Here is a 26,938-nt window from a genome sequence, read left to right as displayed (position 1 = left end):
ATCCTTAAACGTGAAAGAAGAGAGAAGCCTATGTTTGGTGGAAAAGGCGGTCTGGGTGGCCTGATGAAGCAGGCTCAGCAGATGCAGGAAAAAATGCAGAAGATGCAGGAAGAGATCGCTCAGCTGGAAGTCACGGGTGAATCCGGTGCCGGTCTGGTCAAGGTGACCATCAACGGTGCGCACAACTGCCGTCGCGTGGAAATCGACCCGAGCCTGCTCGAAGACGACAAAGAGATGCTGGAAGATCTGGTTGCAGCCGCGTTTAACGATGCCGCTCGCCGTATCGACGAAACCCAGAAAGAGAAAATGGCCTCTGTTTCCAGCGGTATGCAGTTGCCGCCTGGCTTCAAGATGCCATTCTGATGCAAACCAGTCCGCTGCTCACGCAGTTAATGGAAGCGCTGCGCTGCCTGCCGGGCGTTGGCCCGAAGTCGGCGCAGCGCATGGCGTTTACGCTATTGCAGCGCGACCGCAGCGGCGGGATGCGCCTGGCGCAGGCTTTGACCCGCGCCATGTCAGAAATTGGTCACTGTGCGGATTGCCGCACCTTTACCGAGCAGGACGTGTGTAACATCTGTACGAACCCGCGTCGTCAGGAAAACGGTCAGATTTGCGTGGTGGAGAGTCCGGCGGACATCTACGCCATTGAACAAACCGGGCAGTTTTCGGGCCGCTACTTCGTGCTGATGGGGCATCTCTCCCCGCTCGACGGCATTGGCCCGGATGATATCGGCCTTGACCGCCTTGAACAGCGCCTTGAGTCCGAAACGATCAAAGAGGTGATCCTCGCCACCAACCCAACGGTGGAAGGGGAGGCAACCGCCAACTACATCGCCGAGCTGTGCGCGCAGTACGGCGTTGATGCCAGCCGCATCGCCCACGGCGTGCCGGTGGGCGGCGAGCTGGAGATGGTCGATGGCACCACGCTGTCGCACTCGCTGGCCGGACGCCACAAGATTATTTTCTGACCAAACGGAGGCTGCGCGCGCGGCCTCCGCTTGAAAATTTCTCCCCTTATCCCCATCTCTCCCTCAACGTTTTAAAACCCCATTAAATGGCATTGTTGAGGTCGACTTAGATGAAAGGACAAGAAACCCGTGGTTTCCAGTCAGAAGTAAAACAGCTTCTGCACCTGATGATCCATTCCCTGTATTCCAACAAAGAAATTTTCCTGCGTGAGCTGATTTCCAACGCCTCCGATGCGGCGGACAAGCTGCGCTTCCGCGCGCTGTCCAACCCGGATCTGTACGAAGGCGACGGCGAGCTGCGCGTGCGCGTCTCTTTCAACAAAGAGAACCGCACCCTGACCATCGCCGATAACGGCATCGGGATGAACCGCGACGAGGTGATCGACCACCTCGGAACCATCGCCAAATCCGGCACCAAAGCGTTCCTCGAGTCCATGGGCTCTGACCAGGCGAAAGACAGCCAGCTGATCGGCCAGTTCGGCGTCGGTTTCTACTCGGCGTTCATTGTGGCCGACAAAGTTACCGTGCGCACCCGTGCGGCGGGCGACAGCGCCGAGAACGGCGTGCTGTGGGAATCCAAAGGGGAAGGCGAGTACACCGTTGATGACATCACCAAAGCGGATCGCGGGACTGAAATCACCCTGCACCTGCGCGAAGGCGAAGACGATTTCCTGAACGACTGGCGCGTGCGCTCCATCATCAGCAAGTATTCCGATCACATCGCCCTGCCGGTGGAGATTGAAAAACAGGAAGAGAAAGACGGTGAAACCGTGGTCTCCTGGGAGAAGATCAACAAGGCTCAGGCGCTGTGGACGCGCAACAAGTCGGAAATTAAAGACGACGAATACAACGAGTTCTACAAGCACATCGCCCACGACTTTACCGACCCGCTGACCTGGAGCCACAACCGTGTGGAAGGTAAGCAGGAGTACACCAGCCTGCTGTACATCCCGGCGCAGGCGCCGTGGGACATGTGGAACCGCGATCACAAGCACGGCCTGAAGCTGTACGTGCAGCGCGTGTTCATTATGGACGACGCCGAGCAGTTCATGCCGAACTACCTGCGCTTTGTACGCGGTCTGATAGATTCCAACGATCTGCCGCTGAACGTTTCGCGTGAAATTCTGCAGGACAGCACCGTCACCCGTAACCTGCGCAACGCCCTGACCAAACGTGCGCTGCAGATGCTGGAAAAACTGGCGAAAGACGATGCCGAAAAATACCAGACCTTCTGGAAACAGTTCGGCCTGGTGCTGAAAGAAGGCCCGGCTGAAGACATGGCGAACGTTGAAACCATCGCCAAACTGCTGCGCTTTGCCTCTACGCACACCGACTCCTCCGCGCAGACCGTGTCGCTGGAAGAGTACATCTCCCGTATGAAAGAAGGGCAGGAGAAGATTTACTACATCACCGCCGACAGCTACGCGGCGGCGAAGAGCAGCCCGCACCTGGAGCTGCTGCGTAAGAAAGGCATCGAAGTGCTGCTGCTTTCTGACCGCATCGACGAGTGGATGATGAACTACCTGACCGAGTTCGACGGGAAGGCGTTCCAGTCTGTCGCTAAAGCGGACGAATCCATCGACAAGCTGGCTGATGAAGTGGACGAAAGCGCGAAAGAAGCCGAGAAGGCGCTGGAGCCGTTCGTTGAGCGCGTGAAAACCCTGCTGGGCGACCGCGTGAAAGAGGTGCGCTTCACGCATCGTCTGACCGACACCCCGGCGATTGTCACCACCGATGCCGACGAAATGAGCACCCAGATGGCGAAGCTGTTCGCCGCGGCGGGCCAGGCGGTGCCGGAAGTGAAATATATCTTTGAGCTTAATCCGGATCATCCGCTGGTGAAACGCGCCGCGGATACCCAGGACGACGCCCGCTTTGCCGAGTGGGTTGAACTGCTGCTGGATCAGTCCCTGCTGGCCGAGCGCGGCACGCTGGAAGATCCTAACCTGTTCATTAAACGTGTGAATGCGCTGCTGCTGGCGTAATTAAACACCTCCCCCTCACCCTGCCCTCTCCCCATAGGGGAGAGGGTTAGGGTGAGGGGAATCAACTGCACTAACCCAAATAATCTCCCCCCATTAACCGTTTCAGCCTTCCCGCCTTCCTTGAGCGATGCCCATTCTGGTGGTATTGTTTAGCGCTTTTGAAAAATTGAAACGACTTTTGAGGGGATTTTCGCAATGCGTATTATTCTGCTTGGCGCTCCGGGCGCGGGTAAAGGAACTCAGGCTCAGTTCATCATGGAGAAATACGGTATTCCGCAAATCTCCACCGGTGACATGCTGCGCGCCGCTGTTAAATCTGGCTCCGAGCTGGGTAAACAAGCGAAAGACATCATGGACGCGGGCAAGCTGGTAACCGACGAGCTGGTTATTGCTCTGGTCAAAGAGCGCATTGCTCAGGAAGACTGCCGTAACGGTTTCCTGCTGGACGGCTTCCCACGCACCATTCCTCAGGCTGACGCCATGAAAGAAGCGGGCATCAACGTGGACTACGTTCTGGAGTTCGACGTACCGGACGAGCTGATCGTTGACCGTATCGTTGGCCGTCGCGTACACGCTGCTTCTGGCCGCGTTTACCACATCAAATTCAACCCGCCTAAGGTTGAAGGCAAAGACGACGTGACCGGCGAAGAGCTGACCACCCGTAAAGACGATCAGGAAGAGACCGTGCGTAAACGCCTGGTGGAATACCATCAGATGACCGCGCCGCTGATCGGCTACTACACTAAAGAAGCGCAGGCGGGTAACACCAAATACGCGAAAGTTGACGGTACCAAAGCCGTGGCTGACGTTCGTGCAGAGCTGGAAAAAATCCTCGGCTAATCGCGCGCCTCTCACCCGGGCTCCCGGGTGAGAAATATTCTCATCTCACCTATTACAGCAATGGGTTTCGTTTAAACGCATTTCCGCTACAATTGACAACCTATCAAATGGTTAAGAGGCGTGAATGAGTCAGGCGAAAACCGGCATCCTGCTTGCCAATCTGGGCACTCCAGAAGCACCCACTCCAGACGCGGTAAAACGCTATCTGCGACAATTTTTAAGCGACACGCGCGTCGTGGATTTTCCGAGACTGCTGTGGTGGCCGCTGCTGCGTGGCGTCATTCTGCCGATTCGCTCTCCGCGCGTTGCCAAACTCTATCAGTCCGTCTGGATGGAAGAGGGCTCGCCGCTGATGGTGTACAGCCGTCGTCAGGAAAAAGCGCTGGCCGCCCGCCTGCCGGAGATGCCCGTCGCGCTCGGTATGAGCTACGGCAAACCGTCCCTGAAAAGCGCGGTGGACTCGCTGCTGGCGCAGGGGGTGGACCATATCGTCGTGCTGGCGCTCTACCCGCAGTACTCCTGCTCGACGGTGGCCGCCGTCTGGGACGAGCTGGCCCGCATTCTGGCAACCCGCCGCCGCATTCCTGGCGTGACCTTTATTCGCGATTACGCTGATAACGAGCTTTATATTAAAGCGCTTGCCAACAGCGCCCGTGCGTCGTTTGAAAAACACGGCGAGCCGGATCTGCTGCTGCTTTCCTACCACGGGATCCCGCAGCGTTTCGCTAATGAAGGGGATGATTACCCGCAGCGCTGCCGCGATACCACGCGCGAGCTGGTCTCCGCCCTCGGCCTGCCGCCGGAGAAGGTGATGATGACCTTCCAGTCGCGCTTTGGCCGCGAGCCGTGGCTGACGCCGTACACCGATGAAACCCTTAAAATGCTCGGCGAGAAGGGCGTGAAGCACATTCAGGTGATGTCGCCGGGCTTTTCGGCAGACTGTCTGGAAACGCTGGAGGAGATCGCGGTGCAAAACCGGGAGTTTTTCCTTGAGGCCGGCGGCGAAAAGTATGAGTACATTCCGGCGCTTAACGACTCGCCTGAACATATCGACATGATGGTCTCGCTGGTGACGAACAGCCGCTGATCGCACTCCGGGCCGGGTTTGTGCTACCATTCCCGGCCCATATTCTTCGTACAGTTCAGACCATGAAATTTCCCGGTAAACGCAAATCTAAACATTACTTCCCCGTTGATGCCCGCGATCCGCTCCTGCAGCAAATCCAGCCAGAAAATGAAACCAGCGCGGCGTGGGTCGTCGGTATCGATCAGACGCTGGTGGACATTGAAGCGAAAGTCGATGATGCGTTTGTCGCCCGTTACGGTCTGAGCGCCGGTCACTCGCTGGTCATTGAGGACGACGTCGCCGAAGCGCTGTACCAGGAACTGGTGCGCGAAAATCTGATTACCCATCAGTTTGCCGGCGGCACCATCGGCAACACCATGCACAACTACTCTGTGCTGGCAGACGACCGCTCGGTGCTGCTCGGCGTGATGTGCAGCAATATCGAAATCGGAGGCTACGCCTACCGTTACCTGTGCAACACCTCCAGCCGTACCGATCTGAACTATCTCCAGGGCGTTGACGGGCCGATTGGCCGTTGCTTTACGCTGATCGGTGAGTCCGGCGAACGTACCTTTGCCATCAGCCCGGGTCATATGAACAAACTGCGCGCGGAAAGCATTCCCGAAGAGGTGATCGCGGGCGCCTCTGCGCTGGTTCTGACCTCCTACCTGGTGCGCTGTAAGCCGGGCGAGCCGATGCCGGAAGCGACCATGAAGGCGATTGAGTACGCCAAAAAGTACGATGTGCCGGTGGTGTTAACCCTGGGCACGAAATTCGTGATTGCCGATAACCCGGAGTGGTGGCAGGCGTTTCTGAAAGAGCACGTCTCGATTCTGGCGATGAACGAAGAAGAGGCCGAAGCGCTGACCGGTGAAAGCGATCCGCTATTGGCGTCTGATAAAGCGCTGGACTGGGTGGACCTGGTGCTCTGCACCGCCGGCCCTGTCGGGCTGTATATGGCGGGCTTCACTGAGGAAGAGAGCAAACGCAAAACCCAGCACCCGCTGCTGCCGGGCGCGATTGCCGAGTTCAACCAGTACGAGTTCAGCCGCGGCATGCGCCATAAAGATTGCGTGAACCCTCTGCGTATCTACTCCCACATCGCGCCGTACATGGGCGGGCCGGAGAAGATCATGAACACCAATGGTGCGGGTGACGGCGCGCTGGCCGCGCTGCTGCACGACATTACCGCTAACGCCTACCACAAAACCAACGTGCCGAATTCCAGCAAGCACAAGTTCAGCTGGCTGACCTATTCGTCGCTGGCGCAGGTGTGTAAATATGCCAACCGCGTGAGCTATCAGGTGCTGAACCAGCATTCACCGCGCTTAACGCGTGGGCTGCCGGAACGGGAAGACAGCCTTGAAGAGGCTTATTGGGACAGGTAAAAGAAGGCCCCTCACCCTGACCCTCTCCCCAAAGGGGAGCGGGAACTTGAACACCCTCGCCCCTTTGGGGAGAGGGCCGGGGTGAGGGGGGGCCGCACAAATTACCCCGTAACAGCCTCTTCAGTCGGCGGTTTCGCCAGCAACGTCAGCATCGTATTCGCAATTTCGCGCTCGCCCATCACCACCTGATTTGCACCGCGCTCGGTAATGTACTCCACCTCGTCGTCATAGTGTGCACGGGCGATAATCTCAATTGTTGGGCTCTTTTCGCGTGCGGAGGCCACAATCTCGCCCGCTTCATAGCCGTTCGGAATCGTCAGCAATAGCCAGCGGGCACAGTCCAGATGCGCCAGCTCCATGATCTCTTCGTTCGCCGCATTGCCCAGCACCGCGCGAATACCGCGCTCGCGCAGTTCGTCGACGCGGGTGCGCGACGTTTCTATCACCACCAGCGGGATCCCTTGCGCCATCAGCTTCTCCCCGAGCAGGCTGCCAACGCGGCCAAAGCCCACCAGCAGGGCATGGTTACAGATATCTACCGGGATCTGCTTCTCTTCCTCGATGGCCTCTTCAAGCGTTTGTTCTTCCAGCGTTTCGGTTTTATCGAGGTATTTTTCCAGCAGGGCAAACAGTACCGGGTTCAGCATAATCGACAGAATCGCTCCCGCCAGCACCAGATTTTGCCCGGCCTGCGGCAGCAGGTTAAGGGCCATACCCAGACCGGCGAGGATAAAGGCGAACTCACCAATCTGCGCCAGGCTGGCGGCGATGGTCAAAGCCGTCCGCGGGGAGTGGCCGAACATCCGCACCAGGAAGAAGGCGGCGAGCGACTTACCAAAGATGATGATCGCCAGCGTGCCCAGCACGGCCAGCGGCTGGTGAATCAGAACCATCGGATCAAACAGCATGCCGACGGAGACAAAGAACAACACGGCGAAGGCGTCGCGCAGCGGCAGGGTATCGTGCGCCGCGCGGTGGCTCAGCTCGGACTCGTTCAGTACCATCCCGGCGAAGAACGCGCCCAGGGCAAAGGAGACATCAAACAGCTCGACAGCGCCAAAGGCAATGCCCAGCGCCAGCGCCAGCACGGAGAGGGTAAACAGCTCGCGGGAGCCGGTCGCCGCGCTGCGGGACATGATCCACGGCACCAGACGCCGGCCCACCAGCATCATGATGGCGATAAACGCCACCACCTTGCCGATGGTGATGCTCATGTCCAGCGCCAGCGAGGCGAAGCCGATGTTCTCTTTTTCCATCATTCCGGCGACGGCGGGCAGCAGGACCAGCGTCAGCACCATCACCAGATCTTCCACAATCAGCCAGCCGATCGCGATCTGCCCGCGCTGGCTGTCTATCAGTTGCCTCTCTTCAAGCGCGCGCAGCAGCACCACGGTACTGGCGGTTGAGAGGCACAGCCCAAATACGATGCCGGTCATCAGCGACCAGCCAAGCACTGCGGAAAGCGCCATCCCCAGCAGCGTCGCCACCCCTATCTGGGCGATCGCTCCTGGTATGGCAATCGACTTTACCGCCATCAAATCCTTCAGGGAGAAGTGCAGACCGACGCCAAACATCAGCAGGATCACGCCCAGTTCCGCCAGCTCAGGCGCCAGTTTGGTATCCGCCACGAAGCCTGGCGTGAAAGGTCCCGCCAGTACACCCGCTAACAAATAGCCGACAAGAGGAGAAATACGCAGCTTATTGGCAATCATGCCAAGGATAAAAGCGAGCACAAGTCCACCAACAATGGTGGTAATAAGCGGTGTGGCGTGGTGCATTCCGTCTCCTTTCGTTGTGGGTGTTCCTTTTTGGCGAAAACCAAAAAACCGAGTAATAGTTTATGACAATTTTTACCCTTATGTTTATGAATAATTGTTGAAGTTTGAATAAAACAGCAATATGCACGTAAAAAAGCGCATTTTGATAAATTCAGCTAGGGGATAATGAAGAAACCCTTATGGCATCAGGGTGTCAGGTAGCCAAAGTAAAACTTTGGCTACCTGTAATTCAGGCTTTATGACGGTTATCAGGCAGGAATATGGTTAACATCCCAAGAAGCGGCAGGAAAGCGCAGATTTTATAAACCAGGAAGATGCTGGTGTGATCCGCAACCATCCCTAACACCGCTGCGCCAAGCCCTCCCATGCCGAAGGCGAAACCGAAAAAGAGTCCGGAAACCATACCGATCCGGCCAGGCAGCAGCTCCTGGGCATAAACCAGAATGGCGGAAAAGGCGGAAGCGAGGATAAAACCAATAATCACGGTTAAAATCCCCGTCCATTCAAGGCTCGCGTACGGCAAAATAAGGGTAAACGGTGCAACGCCGAGGATAGAGCCCCAAATGACATATTTACGGCCAATCTTATCCCCCACCGGCCCGCCAATGACCGTACCTGCCGCAACGGCGAACAGGAAGGCAAACAGGTGGAACTGTGCGTTTTGTACCGATAATCCGAATTTTTGCATCAGATAAAAGGTGTAATAACTGCTGATGCTCGCCATATAGAAGTATTTCGAGAAAATCAGCACCAGCAGCACAGAGACGGCCAGGATAACCTTATTGCGCGGCAGGGGATTGATAACCTTCGCTTTAGGTTTCCCTTTATTCACGCGATGCTGAGCGGCATACCAGCGGCTGATCTGCGCCAGCACGATAATCGCCAGCAGCGCGGCCAGCACAAACCAGGCCACGTTGCCTTTGCCGTACGGGGCGATAATCACCGCCGCCAGCAGCGGGCCGAGGGAGCTACCGAAGTTGCCCCCTACCTGGAAGAGTGACTGCGCCAGCCCGTGACGACCACCGGAGGCCATACGCGCCACGCGGGAGGATTCCGGATGGAAGACGGACGAGCCGGTGCCCACCAGCGCCGCGGCAATCAACACCGTTTCAAAACTCCCCGCCATGGCCAGCAGCACCAGCCCGCTTAAGGTAAAGCACATGCCTATCGGCAGCGACCACGGCATCGGGTATTTATCCGTCCAGTAGCCCACCACCGGCTGTAGCAGCGAAGAGGCGAGCTGGAAGGTCAGGGTGATCATCCCGATCTGTACGAAGGTTAACGAAAACTCGGACTGCAGCAGCGGGTAGATTGCCAGAATCAACGACTGGATCATGTCGTTGAGCAGGTGCGAGAGGCTGATTGCGCCTAAGACTTTAAAAGAGGTGCGCGATGCTGGCGGCGACGCCGGCGCGCCCGGAACGGGCTGGGTTGATTCACTGATTGCCATAGAGAGAAGTACCACGTCTTTAGTTATTAGAGATGCAGGGTGTAATTATTATCCGACTAACATACCCGCGTGTGACATTTGAAGAAAGTCGCAATTCTGAAAACTTATTTGTCTATTCTTGTTAGTCACTGTAATTTTTGCCTTTGTCTATTGGTCAGGGAGAGAGAAGATGAAGTTAATGAAGCGAGGCGTCGCGCTGGCGCTCATCGCCGCATGGGGGCTGACAAGCCTGCCCGCGCAGGCGTATGAAAAAGATAAAACCTATAAAATCACCATCCTGCATACTAACGATCATCATGGCCATTTCTGGCGCAGCGAATACGGCGAATACGGCCTGTCGGCGCAAAAAACGCTGGTGGACGGCATTCGCAAAGAGGTGGCGGCCCAGGGCGGCAGCGTGCTGCTGCTGTCTGGGGGCGATATCAACACCGGCGTACCGGAATCCGATTTACAGGACGCTGAACCCGATTTCCGCGGCATGAATTTAATCGGTTACGACGCGATGGCCGTGGGTAACCACGAGTTTGATAACCCGCTGAGCGTGCTGCGTCAGCAGGAGAAATGGTCCAAATTCCCGTTCCTCTCCGCCAATATTTATCAGAAAAGCACCGGCGAACGTCTGTTTAAGCCGTGGGCGCTGTTTAAGCGTCAGGATCTCAAAATCGCGGTCATTGGCTTAACCACCGACGATACGGCAAAAATCGGCAACCCTGAGTTCTTCACCGATATCGAATTCCGCAAACCGGCAGACGAAGCGAAGCTGGTGATTCAGGAGCTGCAGCAGAACGAAAAGCCGGACGTGATTATCGCCACTACCCACATGGGACACTACGATAACGGCGAGCACGGCTCCAATGCGCCCGGCGACGTGGAGATGGCGCGCAGCCTGCCGGCAGGCTCGCTGGCGATGATTGTGGGTGGTCACTCACAGGATCCGGTGTGTATGGCTTCCGAAAACAAAAAGCAGGTGGACTACGTGCCGGGCACGCCATGCGCGCCAGACCGTCAGAACGGTATCTGGATAGTACAGGCGCACGAGTGGGGTAAATACGTGGGTCGGGCGGATTTTGAGTTCCGTAACGGCGAGATGAAGCTGGTGCGCTATCAGCTCATTCCGGTCAATCTGAAGAAAAAAGTAACCTACCCGGACGGGAAAAGCGAGCGGGTACTTTACACGCCAGAGATTGCTGAAAACCAGCAGATGCTCTCCCTGCTGACGCCGTTCCAGAATAAAGGCAAGGCGCAGCTGGACGTGAAAATCGGCACGCTGAACGGTCGTCTGGAAGGGGACCGCAGCAAAGTCCGCTTTGTGCAGACTAACATGGGCCATCTGGTGCTGGCGGCGCAAATGGCGCGCACGAATGCCGACTTTGGCGTAATGAGCGGCGGCGGCATTCGTGACTCCATCGAAGGTGGAAACATCACCTACAAAGACGTCCTGAAAGTGCAGCCGTTCGGCAACGTGGTGGTGTATGCGGATATGAGCGGGAAAGAGGTCGTTGACTACCTGACCGCCGTGGCGCAGATGAAGCCGGACTCGGGTGCCTACCCGCAGTTTGCCAACGTCAGCTTTGTGGCGAAGGACGGCAAGCTCAGCGATCTGAAAATCAAGGGCGAGCCGGTCGATCCGGCGAAAACCTACCGTCTGGCGACGTTAAGCTTTAACGCCACCGGCGGCGACGGCTATCCGCACATCGATAATAAACCGGGCTACGTAAATACCGGCTTTATCGATGCGGAAGTGCTGAAGCAGTACATCGAGCAGAATTCGCCGATTGACGTGAACGCGTATGAGCCGAAGGGCGAGGTGAGCTGGCAGTAGTGCGGGTTGTTTTTTTGCCCGGTGGCGCTGCGCTTACCGGGCCTACGGGTGCAAAATGTAGGCCGGGTAAGGCGTAGCCGCCACCCGGCTTTTCTTTTACTCCCGGCGCGCAATATCCGCAAACTTCGCGTCCAGCATTTTCGCCAGATCGCCCGCCGCCAGCTCGATATCCAGCCCGCGTTTGCCGCCGGATATAAAGATGGTTTCAAACTCCTGGGAAGGCGCATCAATCAGCGTCGGCAGGCGTTTTTTCTGTCCGAGCGGGCTGATCCCACCCACCAGATAGCCCGTGGTGCGTTGCGCAACTATCGGGTCGGCCATATCCACCTTCTTCGCCCCCAGCTCTTTGGCGACTTTCTTCAGATCCAGCTGTCCCGCCACCGGGGTAACCGCCACGGCGAGGTGCTTCATATCACCATTCACCGCGACCAGCAGCGTTTTATAGACCTGGTCAGCGTTCAGCCCCAGCTTTCGCACCACTTCATCACCAAAGTTGGTTTCGTTCGGATCGTGATCGTAGGTGTGGATCCGGAAAGAAATGTTGTGTTTTTCGAGTAATTTAACGGCGGGAGTCATAGCTATCCTTCTTACGGCAGACAATTCATGCGGCCAGCATACGCCTGACGTTTGTCTAAAAAATAGCACCATCTTGCGCAATAGTGTTGGCAGTGATGGTCACTTTGAGCGACAATCGGCTCAGCCGAAGGTCACTTCGGTATAATAAAAACGATGAAATTCCTCTTTGACGGGCCAATAGAGATATTGGCCATTTTTTTATTTCAACAGCGACGGCAAATTCCCTTCGCCGTATAAATGCAGCGCCCCGACCGCCACCACGTATTCCCCCGCAGGTAAAGCATGCAGCGTCTCTCGCCAGGCTTTGTTGCGCGCATTCATCAGCACATCATACAGCGATTCGCTGAACGTCGACGGTAACGCCAGCTTACCGTCCGCGGGCGGTGCATCCAGCCACCAGCCAATCATGGTTTGCAGCAGGCGCGCGTTGGTGTGCCAGTGGGTGAGGGTATCATCCAGCAGCATCAGACCGTCATCAGGAAGCTGGCGCAGGAGCGCAATCTGGCTGTCCGTCCCTTCCAGCTCGATGATGGGCATACGGCGCGCCCGCGCCACGTTCAGCAGCTGGTAATCAATGCCGTAATCACCGCGCAGGCCCAGACGCTGCGCCTGCGTGGCCTGCAGTACCATCGCAATTTGCCACAGCGGCAGGGTATCAATCATGGGGAGCGACACGCCAGTTTCATCCGCGACGCGCGTCAGTTCCGCAAGCTGGGCCTCATTCAGACGTTCCGCCAGTGGGAGATCGCTTTCAAGCCCGGCAAACGGCGACTCGTGGCCGGAAATGTCCGCCTCGACGACCAGCGCGTCGGCGCGCTTCAGGCGTTTTATCAGACCGGGTGGCAGGGGGGACATCCCCTGCGTGCCCATATGGATGCTGCCGACCAGGTGAAGGTGTTGCCCACCCGGAAGCGTAATATCCATACCGGGCCAGTCATAGCGGCGGGGGAAGAGGGCGCGAAACGATGCTTTTATACGATTAAACAGACTCATACGCGCTCCATGACCGGAAAGGGTCATGCTAGCGCGTACGAGAACAAGGTTCAATCTTTCGGTTTAAACCGCAGCAGACGGTTGGCGTTGCTCACCACGGTGATGGACGAGAGCGCCATCGCAGCACCCGCAACAACCGGGTTCAGCAGGGTGCCGGTCAGCGGCCACAAAATGCCTGCGGCAACCGGGATACCGAGCGAGTTATAAATAAATGCCCCCAGCAAGTTCTGCTTCATGTTGCGCAGCGTGGCTTTTGAAATGGCCAGAGCATCGGCAACGCCCATCAGGCTGTGGCGCATCAGCGTAATGGCAGCGGTTTCAATGGCGACATCGCTCCCGCCGCCCATGGCAATCCCCACGTCCGCCTGGGCCAGCGCCGGGGCATCGTTGATGCCGTCGCCCACCATCGCCACCTGGCGACCCTGACTTTGCAGGTTCTTGATGGCGTCCGCTTTGCCATCCGGCAGCACGCCCGCAATCACCTCATCTATACCGGCTTCTTTCGCGATGGCGTTGGCGGTGGTCGGGTTGTCCCCGGTCAGCATCACCAGACGGTAGCCGGCGCGGTGCAGGCGCTGTAAGGCATCCACGCTGTCCTGGCGAAGCGGATCGCGCACGGCCAGCAGCGCGGCAGCGTTGCCATCCACCGCCAGCAGAACCGGGGTGGCGCCCTGAGAGGCCTGCGCTTTCAGCTCATCTTCCAGCGCGGACGTATCAACACCGTTTTCATTGAGCAGCGCCTGGTTACCCAGCAGCAGCGCGTGGCCGTCGGCTTCACCGCTGACGCCTAGCCCGCGCAGGGTGCGGAAATTGCTGACCTGCGGCAGGGCAGAAGCATTCGCCTTATCGAGAATGGCGCGGGCCAGCGGGTGGCTGGAACCCTGCTCCAGCGCGGCGGCAAGGCGCAGCGCGTCCTCTTCCGCAATGCCAGCGGTGCTCACGGCCACAACCTGCGGTTTGCCCTCGGTTAGCGTGCCGGTTTTATCAAAGACAATGGTATCCAGCGTGCTCGCCCGCTGCAGGGCATCCGCATCACGGACCAGCACGCCAAACTCGGCGGCGCGTCCGACGCCGGAGATAATCGACATCGGTGTCGCCAGGCCAAGGGCGCACGGACAGGCGATGATCAGCACCGTGGTGGCGATCACCAGGGTGTAAACAATCTGCGGTGCCGGGCCGAAGAAATACCAGATAGCCGCGCTCAGCAGGGCAATGCCGACCACCACCGGCACAAAAATGGCCGAGATTCTGTCAGCAAGCTGGCCAATTTCCGGCTTGCTGCTCTGCGCCTGACGCACCATGCGGATAATACGCGACAGCGTCGTGTGGCTGCCGACGGCGCTGGCGGTAAACAGCACGCTGCCGTCCTGCACCACCGTGCCAGCATGAACGGCGTCGCCGTCTGATTTCTGCTGAGGGATAGGCTCGCCGGTCAGCATCGCTTCATCCAGCCAGGCTTCACCCTGGGTTATCTTACCGTCAACGGGAACGCGATCGCCCGTCGTCAGGCGCAGCGTCATGCCGGGCTGAACTTCCGCCAGCGGGACGCTTTTCTCCCCGTCGTCCGTAACCACGCGGGCCGTCGGCGGGGTTAAATCGAGCAAGCGTTCCAGCGCTTTCGAGGAGCGCTGACGGGCACGGGCTTCCAGCATATGGCCCAGGTTAATCAGGCCGATAATCATCGCGCTCGCTTCATAATAGAGATGCCGCGCCTCCATCGGGAACCACTGGGGCCAGACGTTCACGCTCATTGAATAGAGCCACGCCGCGCCGGTACCGAGCGCGACCAGCGTATCCATCGTCGCAGTGCGGTTTTTCAGGCTCTTCCAGGCGCTGGTATAGAAATGCCCGCCTGCAAAGACCATGACCGCCAGAGTAATCAGGCCTATCGCCAGCCACAGCGTGCGGTTTTCAGCGGTGACCATCATGTTGTCACCCATCATGCCCCAGACCATCACCGGAATACCGACCAGCAGGGCAACGATCGCCTGCCAGCGGAAGCGCTTCATGGTGGCGATAGCCGTTTCCTGCTGGCGCTCGCGGCGCTCGGCATCGTCTTCGATGGCCTCCGCCCCGTAGCCCGCTTTCTCAACGGCCTGCACTAAATCTGCGGCGGAGGCACTGCCCATCACCAGCGCAGTACGCTCCGCAAGGTTGACCCGTGCCTGCGCGACGCCCGGTACGGCCTGCAAGGCGTTTTGTACCCGAGAGACGCAGCTGGCGCAGCTCATGCCGTTGATCAGCAGCTGTTGGCTGTCATCAATATCATCAGCTGCCGGAAGCTCAGGAGTGGCCGCTGTCAGTGCTTCCGACGGGGATGATGACTCTGCCAGCGGTTTAGCCTTTGGGTGGCTTAACTCCGCCCCGTAACCGGCCTGTTTAATGGTATCAATCAGCGCGTCGGCGCTGGCGCTGCCGGTTACGGCGGCATGATCGATCGTCACTTCAGCGCTTTCCACATCAGGACGCTGTTCCAGGCTTTCTTTCACGCGTTTGACGCAGTGGCCGCAGGAGAGGCCGTCCAGCGTAAGGTCGATAGTGTGAGACATAACAAAACTCCCGTATAATATATTGGTCAGTTGTTGACCGGAGTAACGCTTTTCGCTAACTGTTATGAAGGTTAAACCTTCCATCAAGGGGAAGGTCAAGGGGGAAATGTGAATATCAGTGACGTGGCAAAAAAAACGGGCTTAACCAGCAAGGCAATCCGCTTTTATGAAGAGAAGGGGCTGGTGACGCCACCGCTGCGCAGTGAAAACGGCTACCGCAGCTATACGCAGCTGCATCTCGATGAACTGACGCTGCTGCGCCAGGCAAGACAGGTGGGGTTTAACCTGGAAGAGTGCGGCGAGCTGGTTAACCTGTTTAACGATCCGAAGCGCCACAGCGCCGACGTAAAAAAACGCACGCTGGAAAAAGTGGCAGAGATTGAACGCCACATCATCGAGCTGCAGGCGATGCGCGAACAGCTGTTGCAGCTGGCGGAATCCTGTCCGGGGGATGACAGCGCCGACTGCCCGATTATCGATAATCTTGCCGGCTGCTGCCATCGCAAAACCCACGCTTAGCAGGCTTTCACCCGCAGCGTAATGCCTTCCACCGCAATGACCTCAACCTGTGTTCCGGCGCTGAGGTCGTCGTCGGCCACCACCGGCCACGAGCTGTCGCCCACGCGCATATGCCCGCGCCCGTTCACCAGCGCGGCGTCGAGCGTAAAGCGCTTGCCGACAATCTGCTGTCCGCGCTGGTTAAGATGCGCGTCCAGCGGTTTCTGCTCTTTTACCTGGCGGTTAAGCCAGCGCCACCACAGCCAGGCGGCGACCAGCGTCAGCACGGCAAACAGCGCGCCCTGCCACGCCCAGTCCAGAGGAAGGATCCAGACCAGCAGGCCAGTAATGACAGCGGCAACACCGCTCCAGAGCAGGTAGCCGTTGCCGCCCAGCATTTCCGCCGCCAGCAATAAGCCACCAAGGCTTAGCCAGAAGGCATGAGGATGTGCAACGATGAGCTCAATCATTTTTTACGCTCGTTTCCGCTGTCTTTGATCAGTTCGGCGATCCCCGCGATAGAGCCCATCAGGCTGCTGGCGTCCAGCGGCATCATCACCACTTTGCTGTTGTTCGCGGAGCCGATCTCTTTCAGGGCATCGGTATATTTTTGCGCCACGAAGTAGTTCACGGCCTGAATGTCCCCGGCGGCAATCGCCTCGGAGACCATCTGCGTCGCACGGGCTTCCGCTTCTGCGGAACGTTCACGCGCTTCCGCCTGTAAGAACGCGGACTGACGGTCGCCTTCGGCTTTCAGGATTTGCGACTGTTTTTCCCCTTCCGCTTTGAGGATCTCCGCCTGACGGACCCCTTCGGCTTCCAGAATATAGGCGCGCTTGGTGCGCTCGGCCTTCATCTGGGCGTTCATGGAGGCGATAAGCTCAGCCGGCGGGCGCACGTCGCGGATCTCAATACGGGTAACTTTGATCCCCCACGGGTTCGTTGCCTCGTCGACAATGTGCAGCAGGCGGGTATTAATGCTGTCGCGCTGGGAAAGCATCTCGTCCAGCTCCATCGAGCCGAGCACGGTACGGATGTTGGTCATGGTCAGGTTGACGATCGCCAGCTCCAGGTTGCTCACCTCATAGGCCGCTTTCGGGGCATCAATCACCTGAATAAAGCAGACGGCATCAATGGTGACGTTGGCGTTATCTTTGGAGATCACTTCCTGAGAGGGGATATCCAGCACCTGTTCCATCATGTTGATCTTGCGACCAATTCTGTCCATGAACGGGATAATCAGGCTTAAGCCGGGCTGCAGCGTGTTGGTATAGCGGCCGAAGCGCTCTACGGTCCACTGATAACCCTGCGGGACAATTTTGACGCCTGCGCCCACGATAACCAGCGCAACGAATATTAGGACAGGAACAACGATGAGCATAAAAACCTCCTGTTTTGCATGCTTTGGTGAGAAAAAGAGCGTGTTTGCTATTCGTAAGTATATCGGCTAATGGGCTAAAATTCGCCCCGTCCGGCGGGCGGGGCGGTTTGTCAGTGGTAGCTGTAGGTAAAGTCAGCGATCAGCGCATCGTCACCCGCATCAGCGATGGCTTTCGACAGGCCGTGATAGAAGGTTTCCAGCCCAATCTCTTCTACCTGGTGCAGCTGCTCACGGATCGGTGCGCAGAACAGTTCCGCATTGCCCGCGCCAACGCGCTTGTTGTTCGGCGGAAGTTGACCGGTGATCCCTTTGAACCAGGTGCGTACCGCGCCTTTCAGAGAGCTGGGCGCGTCGTTGACGGCGTCGTGTCCCGTCAGAATTTGCAGCGTCGGGAACTGGTCTGCACACACTGCCGTTTTCATGCGCGCATAAAACTGGCTGAAGAGTTCGAAAGACTGCAGATCGGTGACTTTGGGTTTGGTCGTTTTGCCCTGAACGTTGCCTGTCTTTTTCGCTGCGGGCTGCGCGGGCGCCAGCTTATTAAGCTGCAGATCGAACAGCAGGTTCGCGTGTTCGCGTCGTTTGCTTACGTCCGGGAAGCGTTCGATAAACGCGCGGATAAATTCCGGCGTCATCAGGTCAGCAAAATCATGGTTGACCAGCCACTGGCCGCGGGCAAACTCACCGGGAGACTGGAACCAGGCCGGAACCTTGCCCGGCTCGAACTCTTTGACATTTCCTTTGCCGTCGATTTCAACGAAGCGAGTGCCGTTGTCAAACGCAAAGCGGCAATTCTTCAGCTGAATGACCGGCTTCATCTTCAGCAGGCCCTTAACAAACCGGACAAGCTCTCCCCCGAACACATAAGCCGTAACGGATTCTGAAGCAATAGCGGCAAGAAGCTGATCGATGGTTTTCACGCCAGGTTCAAGTTCAGAAAACTCATAAAAAGTGTGAATATTAGACATTCTGGTACTTCCTTATTGTGTTGCGGGCAGAGCTTAACACCACTTTAACGAATGTTCTAAACCAGGGATGCGGAAGTGTCGCTAAGGTCACGGCGTAAACTGTAAAGCGAAAGTGTAAAGCATGTCTAATGAATGCACGTTAAACACAATGGGAAGTCTTGGTGGCGAAAGGGGGCGCTAAAACGCGTTGTGACGAACGTGCGGCACGGATTATGCTAATAACGCTCGGTGGTTACTGGAAAAAATATGAACAACGAAAATGCAGTTTTGCAGATAAAGGACGTCGGCTTTCGTGTCGCGAATAACACGATCCTTCAGCACGTTGGCTTTAACCTTTCTCGCGGTGAGTTCAAGCTAATAACGGGGCCGTCAGGCTGCGGTAAAAGTACCTTACTGAAGATTGTGGCCTCACTTCTGAGCCCAACGGAGGGGACCATTCTGTTTGAAGGGCAGGATATTGCGTCCCTTTCTCCGGAAAGCTATCGCCAGCAGGTCTCTTATTGCGTACAAACGCCAACGCTTTTTGGCGACACGGTTTTTGACAACCTGATTTTTCCGTGGCAAATCCGCAATAAAACGCCGGAGCCGGAAAAATTCATCAACGATCTGGCCCGTTTTGGCCTGGCGAAGGAGACGCTGACCAAATCCGTCAGTGAGCTCTCGGGCGGAGAGAAGCAGCGCGTCTCGCTGATCCGTAATCTGCAGTTCTTACCGAAAGTATTGCTGCTGGATGAAATCACCAGCGCGCTCGATGACGCCAACAAACGCAACGTCAACGAGATTATTCATCGTTACGCCCGCGAGCAGAATATTGCCGTGCTGTGGGTGACGCATGACTCAAACGAAATTACCCATGCGGATGACGTGATTACGCTCCAGCCGCACGGCGGGAAAATGCAGGAGGCCAACCGTGGGTGAGCATAACATTACCAATGAATCTCTGGCGTTATCGATGGTGCTGGTGCTGATTGCGATTGTGGTCAGCTACCGGGAAAAGCTGGGGCTGGAAAAAGATATTGTCTGGAGCATCTGCCGCGCGGTGATTCAGCTCATCATCGTCGGCTATGTGCTTAAGTATATTTTCAACGTCAACCACGCGGTGCTGACGCTGCTGATGGTGCTCTTTATCTGCTTTAACGCGGCGTGGAACGCGCAGAAACGCAGTAAATATATTGATAAGGCGTTTATCTCGTCGTTTATCGCGATTACCACCGGGACGGCGCTCACCCTGGCGGTGCTGGTGCTCTCCGGCTCGATTGAGTTTACGCCGATGCAGGTTATCCCTATCTCCGGGATGATTGCGGGGAACGCGATGGTGGCCGTTGGGCTGTGCTACAACAACCTCGGCCAGCGCTTCAGCAGCGAACAGCAGCAGCTGCAGGAGAAGTTAAGCCTGGGGGCGACGCCAAAGGTGGCCTCGGCGCGGCTGATCCGTGAGAGCATTCGCTCATCGCTGATCCCTACCGTGGATTCAGCCAAAACGGTGGGGCTGGTGAGCCTGCCGGGCATGATGTCGGGGCTGATCTTTGCCGGTATCGATCCGGTAAAAGCGATTAAGTATCAGATCATGGTGACGTTTATGCTGCTTTCCACGGCGAGCCTGTCAACCATCATTGCCTGCTACCTGACGTATCGGAAGTTCTACAACGCGCGTCACCAACTGGTGGTGACGCAGTTGAAAAAGTCGGTGTAAACCGTCTTTTGTAGGCCCGGTAAGGCGGAGCCGCCACCGGGCTTTTTTATCAGTACAGCAGCGCGTACAGCTGACGACGATACTTCGACGCCAGCGCGTCTCCGGTGCCCAGTGCGGCCAGGATCTCCTGGAACATCTTGCGCGCCTGGCCGTCTGCGGCAGCCAGATCTTTCTGCAGGTGGCTGAACAGCAGCTCCAGCGCCTCTTCGTTACGTCCTACCTGATGCAGCTGCAGCGCCAGCTGGCTTGCCAGCGCGGCATCCGCCGGGTTGTCGGCGACCTGCTGCTGCAACTGCTGAATTTCCGGGGTGTCCGCTGCCTGCTTCAGCAGCTCAATCTGCGCTACCAGTCCCTGATAGCGGGTGTCCTGATCCTGCATTGGAACCGTCTTGAGCACGGCTTCTGCGTCTTCTGAACGGTGCAGGGCAATCTGCGTTTCCGCCAGCAGCAGGCCAATCTGGCTGTTCTGGTTCGACAGCTGCCACGCCTCTTTCAGCAAAGGCAGTGCTTCGTCGTATTTGCCTTCCTGCATCAGCGCCATGCCTTCCTGCGCTTTAAGCTCTTCTTCGCGCGGCAGCACCTTATCCAGCAGGGCGCGGATAGCCTCTTCCGGCTGCGGTCCCTGGAAGCCATCAACAGGCTGACCGTTCTGGAACAGGTAGACGGTTGGAATGGCGCGCAGACCAAACTGCGACGCGACCATCGGCTCGGCGTCACAGTCCAGCTTAGCGAGAATAAACTGCCCGTTGTACTGGGCGGCAAGGCTTTCCAGCACCGGCGTCAGCTGCAGACAGTGCTGGCTGCGCTCAGACCAGAAGTAGAACAGCACCGGTTTGGTCATTGACTGTTCGAGGACCTGTTGCAGGTTTGCTTCAGTAATATTGACGATATTCTGTACGGACATGCGGCTTTCTCTTTTGTCGGTTTGTTCTTTACATGGGGGATAAGCGTCGTCGCTTCAACTCAACCCTGTAAAATTTTGTCCATTATCCTGCCCGGCAGCAGGCGCTTTAACCAGCCTACGGCATGGGTGACCAGCGTCACCGGGTAGCGCATCTTCGGATGTTCACTCTCAAAAGCATGGCGCACTTTGGCAACCACCGCCTCTGGCCCGAGGGTAAAGCGTGCGGCAATGCCGGGGTTTTCGACCGGCTTATCCGCCTGCGTCTGGTTAACGTTCTCGGTAAAGCGGGTGCGGATCGGGCCGGGCTCAATCAGGCTGACCTTGATGCCGCTATGGCGTAACTCCATGCGCAGGGCATCGGACCAGGCTTCCAGCGCATATTTACTGGCGGCGTAGGCGCCGCGACCCGGGGTAGAAATCAGCCCCATCACTGACGATGTCATTACGATGCGCCCTTCGCCGTGCGGTAGCATGGCCGGGAGCAGACGCATGGTGAGCTGATGCACGCCAAAGAAATTGGTTGAAAACTGTTTCTCCAGCGTTTCACGCGAGAGCGTATCCAGCGGGCCATATACGCCGTAGCCGGCATTGTTAAAGAGCCCGTACAGACGATTGTTGGTCAGGGCTATCACCTCGTCGGCGGCGCGTTCAACGCTCTCCGGCGAGTCCATATCCAGCTGTACGCCGGTGAAGCCCATTGCGTTCATGCGCTCGACATCGTCAGGCTTGCGGCAGGCTGCCAGCACCCGAAATCCCTGGCGCTTTAATTCGAGCGCGCTTTCAAGACCGATTCCGCTGGAACATCCTGTAATTAAGACCGATTTTTGCATAACTTTACCTGTCAGGATCTCCGCTTAATCAGGAGTCATGTTTAACTAAAGGAGCCAGCCGCGTTGCCATCCAGTCGGCAATAAACGGCTGCGCATCGCGATTGGGGTGGATACCGTCGTCCTGCATCCACTGGGGTTTGAGATAGACCTCTTCCATGAAAAATGGCAGGAGCGGAATATCAAACTCTTTGGCAAGCTTAGGGTAGATCGCGCTAAAGGCCTCATTATACCGACGACCGTAGTTGGCGGGCAGGCGAATTTGCATCAGCAGCGGTTTGGCGTTTGCCGCCTTGATGTCCTGCAAAATGGTGCGCAGCGTTTGCTCGGTTTGCTGAGGCTGGAAGCCGCGCAGGCCGTCATTACCGCCCAGCTCAACCAGCACCCAGCGCGGCTGATGCTGCTTGAGCAGCGCAGGCAGGCGCGACAGCCCTTGCTGAGAGGTATCGCCGCTGATGCTGCCGTTGACAACGGTTGTCTTGCTTTGCCATTTGTCATTGAGCAGAGCCGGCCAGGCCGCGCTGGCCGCCATGCGGTAGCCCGCGCTCAGGCTGTCGCCAAGAATCAGTAACGTGTCCGCTGCCGCCGCGCGGAAGGTCATCAGCATCAAAAACAGGAAGGGCAAATGCCAGCGGAAAACAGTGTTGAAGTTCATCGTCTTAAGAAGTCCGTCGGTCAGGGGGAGCAGGAGCTTTCAATCCTTACCGGAGTTGAACTCGTTGTCAAACGCGCCGAAACCATCGCGCTGATTGGCGAATCCGGTTCCGGCAAATCCACGCTGCTGGCGATTCTGGCCGGTCTGGATGACGGCAGCAGCGGAGAAGTCCACCTTGTCGGGCAGCCGCTGCACCAGCTTGATGAAGAGGCGCGAGCCGCGCTGCGCGCGCGTCATATCGGTTTTGTCTTTCAGTCCTTTATGCTGATCCCGACGCTGAACGCGCTGGAAAACGTCGAGCTCCCGGCGCTGCTGCGCGGCGAAAAGAGTCGCGAAAGCCGCACGCATGCGAAGGCGCTGCTGGAACAGCTCGGTCTGGGCAAGCGCCTCGACCATCTTCCCGCCCAGCTTTCCGGCGGCGAGCAGCAGCGCGTGGCGCTGGCGCGCGCCTTTAACGGACGCCCCGAGGTGCTGTTTGCCGATGAGCCCACCGGCAACCTTGACCGTAAAACCGGCGACAAAATTGCTGACCTGCTGTTTTCGCTGAACCGTGAACATGGCACCACGCTTATTCTGGTGACGCACGATCCGCAGCTGGCCGCCCGCTGCGACCGTCGCCTGCGGCTGGTGAACGGTATCCTTCAGGAGGAAGCATGATTGCCCGCTGGTTCTGGCGCGAGTGGCGCTCGCCCTCGCTGCTGATTGTCTGGCTGGCGTTAAGCCTGGCGGTGGCCTGCGTGCTGGCGCTCGGCAGCGTCAGCGACCGCATGGAAAAAGGGCTTAGCCAGCAGAGCCGCGAATTTATGGCAGGGGACCGGGCGCTGCAAAGCTCGCGTCCTGTTCCGCCTGGCTGGATTGAGGAAGCGCGCAAAGAAGGGCTGAAGGTGGGGGAGCAAATCACCTTCCAGACCATGACCTTCGCGGGAGACACCCCTCAGCTCGCCAGCGTGAAAGCCGTGGACGACGTCTACCCGATGTACGGTGAATTACAAACCAGCCCGCCGGGGTTAAAGCCGATGCCCGGTACGGTGCTGCTGGCATCGCGCTTGATGGCGCTTCTGAACCTGAAACCCGGCGACAGTATCGACGTGGGCGACGCGACGCTGAAAATCGCCGGGGAAGTGGTGCAGGAGCCCGACTCCGGCTTTAACCCGTTCCAGCTTGCGCCGCGCCTGTTGATGAACACCGCGGATGTTCCGGCAACCCATGCCGTCCAGCCGGGAAGCCGCGTGACCTGGCGCTACAAGTTTGGCGGCACGCCTGCCCAACTTGAGGCGTATGAAAAATGGCTTCTGCCGCAGCTCAAGCCGGAGCACCGCTGGTACGGGCTGGAGCAGGACGAGGGGGCGCTCGGTAAATCCCTGGAGCGTTCTCAGCAGTTCCTGCTGCTGTCGGCATTGTTGACCCTGCTGCTGGCGGTGGCGGCGGTTGCCGTGGCTATGGGGCATTACTGCCGCAGCCGCTACGACCTGGTGGCGATCCTTAAAACCCTCGGCGCGGGGCGCAAGCAGCTGCGCAAGCTGATCGTTGGCCAGTGGCTGATGCTGCTGGTGCTGTCAGCATTCAGCGGCGGGATAATGGGGCTGCTGTTTGAAAAGCTGCTGATGGTGATGCTGAAACCGGTACTCCCGGCCACATTGCCCCCGGCCAGCCTCTGGCCGTGGCTGTGGGCGATTGGCGCGATGACGGTGATTTCGGTGCTGGTGGGGCTGCGTCCGTACAGGCTGCTGCTCGCGACGCAGCCTCTGCGCGTGCTGCGCAATGATGTGGTGGCGAACGTCTGGCCGCTGAAGTTCTATCTTCCGGTGATTATTGCCGTCGCTGTCGGGCTGCTGGCCTGGCTGATGGGCGGCAGCACGCTGCTGTGGGCGGTGCTGGCCGGGGCGGTTGTGCTGGCGCTGCTGTGCGGCGTGCTGGGCTGGATACTGCTCAACGTTCTGAAAAGGCTGACGGTAAAATCCCTACCCGTGCGGCTTGCGGTCAACCGCCTGCTGCATCAGCCCTGGTCAACGCTAAGCCAGCTGTCGGCTTTTTCTCTGTCGTTTATGCTGCTGGCGCTGCTTTTAGTGTTGCGCGGGGATCTGCTGGATCGCTGGCAGCAGCAGCTTCCCCCGGAAAGCCCGAACTATTTCCTGATCAACATCGCGCCGGAACAGGTCGCGCCGCTGAAGGGCTTCCTGTCGGAGCATCACATTATCCCCGAGTCGTTCTACCCCATCGTTCGCGCGCGTCTGACGCAGATCAACGGCCAGTCAACCGAGGGGAACAAGGACGAGTCGCTGAACCGCGAACTGAACCTGACGTGGCAGGAGAAACGTCCAGACCATAACCCGATTATGGCCGGTAGCTGGCCGCCGAAAGCGGGGGAGGTGTCGATGGAAGAGGGGCTGGCGACGCGCCTGAAGGTGAAGATCGGGGACAGCGTGACCTTCACCGGTGATACCCAGGATTTTACCGCGAAAGTTACCAGCCTGCGTAAAGTGGACTGGGAAAGCCTGCGGCCAAACTTCTTCTTTATCTTCCCGCCGGGCGCGCTGGACGGACAGCCGCAGAGCTGGCTGACCAGCTTCCGCTGGGAAAACGGCAACGGCATGCTGACGCAGCTTAACCGGGAATTCCCGACGGTCAGCCTGCTGGATATTGGCGCGATCCTGAAACAGGTGGGGCAGGTGCTGGAGCAGGTCAGCCGCGCGCTTGAGGTCATGGTCGTGCTGGTGACGATCTGCGGCGTGCTGCTGCTGCTGGCTCAGGTGCAGGTGGGCATGCGCCAGCGTCATCAGGAGCTGATAGTTTACCGCACGCTCGGGGCGGGTAAGCGCCTGCTGCGCATGACGCTCTGGAGCGAGTTTGCGCTGCTGGGGCTGGTGGCGGGTCTGGTCGCGGCGATTGGCGCTGAGACGGCGCTGGCGGTGCTGCAGACAAAGGTCTTCGACTTCCCTTGGGAGCCTGACTGGCGCCTCTGGTTGATCCTGCCTCTATGCGGTGCGGTGCTGCTTTCTCTTTGCGGAGGCTGGCTCGGCACGCGGCTGTTAAAGGGTAAAGCGCTGTTCCGTCAGTTTGTGAGTTGATTTAGCACGGTGATAGTTGCGCGCCGGGTTTTAATGCCGGCGCGTAATGTTTAAATAGCACAAAATGATAATACCCACTCATTTAGTAGCACAAAACATTAAAAACCAGTCCCCACAGCCCGATTATTTCCAGTTAATATTCACCAGCTAAATATTTAGCAGCGTGTCTATTAAGGAAAAATAATGACTATAAAAAAATCAGCGCTGGCGGTAACGATTGGCGCGGCAGTGGCATTAACGACGTTCGCCTCTCAGGCGGAAATCACCGTTCTTAAGCAGGATCCTCAGGCGGGTAACCCGCTGAGCCGCCTGAACTTCACCGTTGGCGGCAGTATCCGTCCTCAGTTCCAGAACATGACCGGCGACGACGGTAAAAACAGCTACAAGCGTAACGGCTTTGACGGCGGCACCCGTTTCCGTTTCGCGGCTGATTACTACCTGTTTGATGACATCAGTTGGATCAGCTACTACGAGCTGGGAGTGAACATTCCTGCCCAGTTTAACTGGGATCATCACTATGCAGACGGCGCCCACGACACCACTCGCCGTATGCTCTACACCGGCCTGAAGAGCGATACCTGGGGTACGCTGACCTTCGGTCAACAGAACAGCGTTTACTATGATGTGGTTGGCGTGAAAACCGATATCTGGGACTACGACATGATCGGTCAGGCACCGGGTAACGGGATCAACGGCGACTACGACGGCTCTTACCGTTCACGCCAGATGCTGAAATACAAGAAAACCGTGGGCGATGCTGACATCTACGCATCCTACCTGTTTGAAGACAGCGAATACCTGCCGGGCAACGGCCTACGCTACAAGCGTAAAGGCGGCGGCTCGCTGGGTATCGATTACCACCTGACCACCGATCTGACCTGGGGCGCAGCGTGGAACTACACCCGCGCCGACATGCGTAACCCGGACAACGGCGACAGCAAAACCTACGATCAGAATATCGTCGGTACCGCACTGAGCTGGACGCCGGACAACTGGACCTTCTCCGCGGGCGGCGGCTGGTACCAGAACTTCCTGACCACCAAAAAAGTGTCTGTTAACGACTACTTTGCGGGCGACGCGTGGGGTATTGAATACTTCGCAGGGTATAAATTCCCAATCGGTCAGTACGCGGTGAAATCCATCCAGCCTTACTTCATGGGTGACCGTATTGAGTACGTGAACGGCCGTAACTACCAGCGTATCGACAACGGCGTGGGTATCAGCTTCCAGCTGGATTACGGTTTCCGCGTGGATTACGAACACGTGTTCACCTCCAGCACCGACAACCTGGGCGACATGAACCTGGTGCGTCTGCGTTACGACTTCTAAGTGGTTTTGTAGGGTGCGGCCTGATGCCCTCACCCTGACCCTCTCCCACGGGGAGAGGGAACAAACATTAAAAACGGCAACCCTGGTTGTAATGCCAGTCAGTTAAGCAACTGACTGGCTTTTTTTCGGGGCTGTGGGGTATCTCCAGGGCCTTTCCTTTACCACCCTCGGGAAGGCCCTTTCCCTTCTTGTCGGCAACT

At 57.7% G+C, this 26,938-nt stretch carries 25 protein-coding genes; 13 read left to right on the top strand and 12 right to left on the bottom strand.

What is annotated here, in order from left to right; translation table 11 throughout:
• Positions 1–30: 30 nt before the first annotated feature.
• The 6 genes from URZ40_RS01720 (at position 31) to URZ40_RS01695 (ending at position 6,247) form a co-directional block, all read left to right on the top strand.
• Positions 31–363 carry a YbaB/EbfC family nucleoid-associated protein gene (locus URZ40_RS01720; protein ID WP_003858972.1) on the top strand — a complete coding sequence of 111 codons (333 nt, stop codon included), beginning with the start codon at positions 31–33 and terminating at the stop codon, positions 361–363.
• Complete coding sequence (gene recR / locus URZ40_RS01715) at positions 363–968, top strand: recombination mediator RecR (protein WP_006809843.1); 606 nt, start codon at positions 363–365, stop codon at positions 966–968. Before URZ40_RS01720 ends, recR begins: the two co-directional genes overlap by 1 nt.
• A 110-nt stretch (positions 969–1,078) precedes the next feature.
• On the top strand, positions 1,079–2,953 hold the full coding sequence (gene htpG, locus URZ40_RS01710) for a molecular chaperone HtpG (protein WP_116341552.1): 1,875 nt from the start codon (positions 1,079–1,081) through the stop codon (positions 2,951–2,953).
• 195 nt (positions 2,954–3,148) lie between these two features.
• Positions 3,149–3,793 carry an adenylate kinase gene (adk, locus tag URZ40_RS01705; RefSeq protein WP_006809841.1) on the top strand — a complete coding sequence of 215 codons (645 nt, stop codon included), beginning with the start codon at positions 3,149–3,151 and terminating at the stop codon, positions 3,791–3,793.
• A gap of 124 nt (positions 3,794–3,917) precedes the next feature.
• Positions 3,918–4,880: a ferrochelatase gene (gene hemH / locus URZ40_RS01700; RefSeq protein WP_116341550.1), complete on the top strand. Its 963-nt coding sequence runs from the start codon at positions 3,918–3,920 to the stop codon at positions 4,878–4,880.
• Positions 4,881–4,942: 62 nt separating this feature from the next.
• Positions 4,943–6,247: an inosine/guanosine kinase gene (locus tag URZ40_RS01695; protein ID WP_116341548.1), complete on the top strand. Its 1,305-nt coding sequence runs from the start codon at positions 4,943–4,945 to the stop codon at positions 6,245–6,247.
• A 101-nt stretch (positions 6,248–6,348) separates the two neighbouring features.
• Here URZ40_RS01695 and ybaL read toward each other — a convergent pair whose 3' ends face one another.
• Together ybaL and URZ40_RS01685 are read right to left on the bottom strand one after the other, a co-directional pair.
• Positions 6,349–8,025 carry a YbaL family putative K(+) efflux transporter gene (gene ybaL, locus URZ40_RS01690; RefSeq protein ID WP_320719675.1) on the bottom strand — a complete coding sequence of 559 codons (1,677 nt, stop codon included), beginning with the start codon at positions 8,023–8,025 and terminating at the stop codon, positions 6,349–6,351.
• Between the two features lie 229 nt (positions 8,026–8,254).
• Positions 8,255–9,475 carry an MFS transporter gene (locus URZ40_RS01685; RefSeq protein ID WP_320719674.1) on the bottom strand — a complete coding sequence of 407 codons (1,221 nt, stop codon included), beginning with the start codon at positions 9,473–9,475 and terminating at the stop codon, positions 8,255–8,257.
• 169 nt (positions 9,476–9,644) lie between these two features.
• Between URZ40_RS01685 and ushA the strand changes: the two genes are divergently transcribed.
• A complete protein-coding gene (gene ushA, locus URZ40_RS01680) occupies positions 9,645–11,297 on the top strand; it encodes a bifunctional UDP-sugar hydrolase/5'-nucleotidase UshA (protein WP_316380355.1) in 1,653 nt (550 codons plus the stop codon).
• 96 nt (positions 11,298–11,393) lie between these two features.
• Here ushA and ybaK read toward each other — a convergent pair whose 3' ends face one another.
• The 3 genes from ybaK to copA form a co-directional block, all read right to left on the bottom strand.
• Positions 11,394–11,873: a Cys-tRNA(Pro)/Cys-tRNA(Cys) deacylase YbaK gene (gene ybaK, locus URZ40_RS01675; protein WP_320719672.1), complete on the bottom strand. Its 480-nt coding sequence runs from the start codon at positions 11,871–11,873 to the stop codon at positions 11,394–11,396.
• A 198-nt stretch (positions 11,874–12,071) separates the two neighbouring features.
• A complete protein-coding gene (locus URZ40_RS01670; RefSeq protein WP_166710300.1) occupies positions 12,072–12,866 on the bottom strand; it encodes a TraB/GumN family protein in 795 nt (264 codons plus the stop codon).
• A gap of 50 nt (positions 12,867–12,916) precedes the next feature.
• Positions 12,917–15,415 (bottom strand): copper-exporting P-type ATPase CopA, encoded by a 2,499-nt coding sequence (gene copA, locus URZ40_RS01665; RefSeq protein ID WP_320719671.1) that lies wholly within the window; start codon positions 15,413–15,415, stop codon positions 12,917–12,919.
• 108 nt (positions 15,416–15,523) lie between these two features.
• Between copA and cueR the strand changes: the two genes are divergently transcribed.
• Positions 15,524–15,934 carry a Cu(I)-responsive transcriptional regulator gene (cueR, locus tag URZ40_RS01660; protein WP_080328025.1) on the top strand — a complete coding sequence of 137 codons (411 nt, stop codon included), beginning with the start codon at positions 15,524–15,526 and terminating at the stop codon, positions 15,932–15,934.
• Here cueR and URZ40_RS01655 read toward each other — a convergent pair.
• The 3 genes from URZ40_RS01655 to URZ40_RS01645 form a co-directional block, all read right to left on the bottom strand.
• Positions 15,931–16,383, bottom strand: coding sequence for an NfeD family protein (locus URZ40_RS01655; protein ID WP_320719670.1), 453 nt, complete (start codon positions 16,381–16,383; stop codon positions 15,931–15,933). The genes cueR and URZ40_RS01655 overlap by 4 nt on opposite strands.
• A complete protein-coding gene (locus tag URZ40_RS01650) occupies positions 16,380–17,294 on the bottom strand; it encodes an SPFH domain-containing protein (RefSeq protein ID WP_061099000.1) in 915 nt (304 codons plus the stop codon). Before URZ40_RS01650 ends, URZ40_RS01655 begins: the two co-directional genes overlap by 4 nt.
• Positions 17,295–17,404: 110 nt before the next feature.
• Complete coding sequence (locus URZ40_RS01645) at positions 17,405–18,262, bottom strand: hypothetical protein (RefSeq protein ID WP_302218841.1); 858 nt, start codon at positions 18,260–18,262, stop codon at positions 17,405–17,407.
• Positions 18,263–18,508: 246 nt separating this feature from the next.
• Here URZ40_RS01645 and fetA point away from each other — a divergent pair, with 246 nt between their 5' ends.
• Both fetA and fetB read left to right on the top strand, forming a co-directional pair.
• Positions 18,509–19,180, top strand: a complete 672-nt coding sequence (gene fetA, locus URZ40_RS01640) for an iron efflux ABC transporter ATP-binding subunit FetA (RefSeq protein ID WP_320719669.1) — start codon at positions 18,509–18,511, stop codon at positions 19,178–19,180.
• Positions 19,173–19,955, top strand: a complete 783-nt coding sequence (fetB, locus tag URZ40_RS01635) for an iron efflux ABC transporter permease subunit FetB (RefSeq protein WP_320719668.1) — start codon at positions 19,173–19,175, stop codon at positions 19,953–19,955. Before fetA ends, fetB begins: the two co-directional genes overlap by 8 nt.
• Positions 19,956–20,004: 49 nt before the next feature.
• On the opposite strand, the gene URZ40_RS01630 is transcribed toward fetB, so the two are convergent.
• The 3 genes from URZ40_RS01630 to tesA are packed head-to-tail and all read right to left on the bottom strand — an operon-like array spanning position 20,005 to position 22,341.
• Positions 20,005–20,859 carry a co-chaperone YbbN gene (locus URZ40_RS01630; RefSeq protein WP_116341526.1) on the bottom strand — a complete coding sequence of 285 codons (855 nt, stop codon included), beginning with the start codon at positions 20,857–20,859 and terminating at the stop codon, positions 20,005–20,007.
• Positions 20,860–20,918: 59 nt separating this feature from the next.
• On the bottom strand, positions 20,919–21,689 hold the full coding sequence (locus URZ40_RS01625; RefSeq protein ID WP_116341524.1) for an SDR family oxidoreductase: 771 nt from the start codon (positions 21,687–21,689) through the stop codon (positions 20,919–20,921).
• Positions 21,690–21,717: 28 nt separating this feature from the next.
• Positions 21,718–22,341 carry a multifunctional acyl-CoA thioesterase I/protease I/lysophospholipase L1 gene (gene tesA, locus URZ40_RS01620; RefSeq protein ID WP_320719667.1) on the bottom strand — a complete coding sequence of 208 codons (624 nt, stop codon included), beginning with the start codon at positions 22,339–22,341 and terminating at the stop codon, positions 21,718–21,720.
• Between tesA and ybbA the strand changes: the two genes are divergently transcribed.
• The 3 genes from ybbA (at position 22,312) to URZ40_RS01605 (ending at position 26,738) form a co-directional block, all read left to right on the top strand.
• Complete coding sequence (gene ybbA / locus URZ40_RS01615; protein WP_041912055.1) at positions 22,312–22,998, top strand: putative ABC transporter ATP-binding protein YbbA; 687 nt, start codon at positions 22,312–22,314, stop codon at positions 22,996–22,998. The genes tesA and ybbA overlap by 30 nt on opposite strands.
• Complete coding sequence (ybbP, locus tag URZ40_RS01610) at positions 22,995–25,409, top strand: putative ABC transporter permease subunit YbbP (protein ID WP_320719666.1); 2,415 nt, start codon at positions 22,995–22,997, stop codon at positions 25,407–25,409. Before ybbA ends, ybbP begins: the two co-directional genes overlap by 4 nt.
• Before the next feature lie 183 nt (positions 25,410–25,592).
• Entirely contained in the window at positions 25,593–26,738 is a 1,146-nt protein-coding gene (locus URZ40_RS01605) for a porin (RefSeq protein ID WP_116341520.1), read from the top strand.
• 102 nt (positions 26,739–26,840) lie between these two features.
• Here the strand turns inward: URZ40_RS01605 and URZ40_RS01600 are convergent.
• Positions 26,841–26,938, bottom strand: a 98-nt coding sequence (locus URZ40_RS01600) for a hypothetical protein (RefSeq protein WP_228265688.1), incomplete at its 5' end; no start/stop codon positions are given.

Source organism: Enterobacter sp. 296B2 (assembly GCF_034106185.1).
In the GTDB taxonomy this organism is placed as follows: Bacteria; Pseudomonadota; Gammaproteobacteria; order Enterobacterales; family Enterobacteriaceae; genus Enterobacter; species Enterobacter cloacae_N.
Note: the sequence above shows the minus strand (reverse complement) of the source record. Positions and strands in the feature narration are given on the sequence as shown.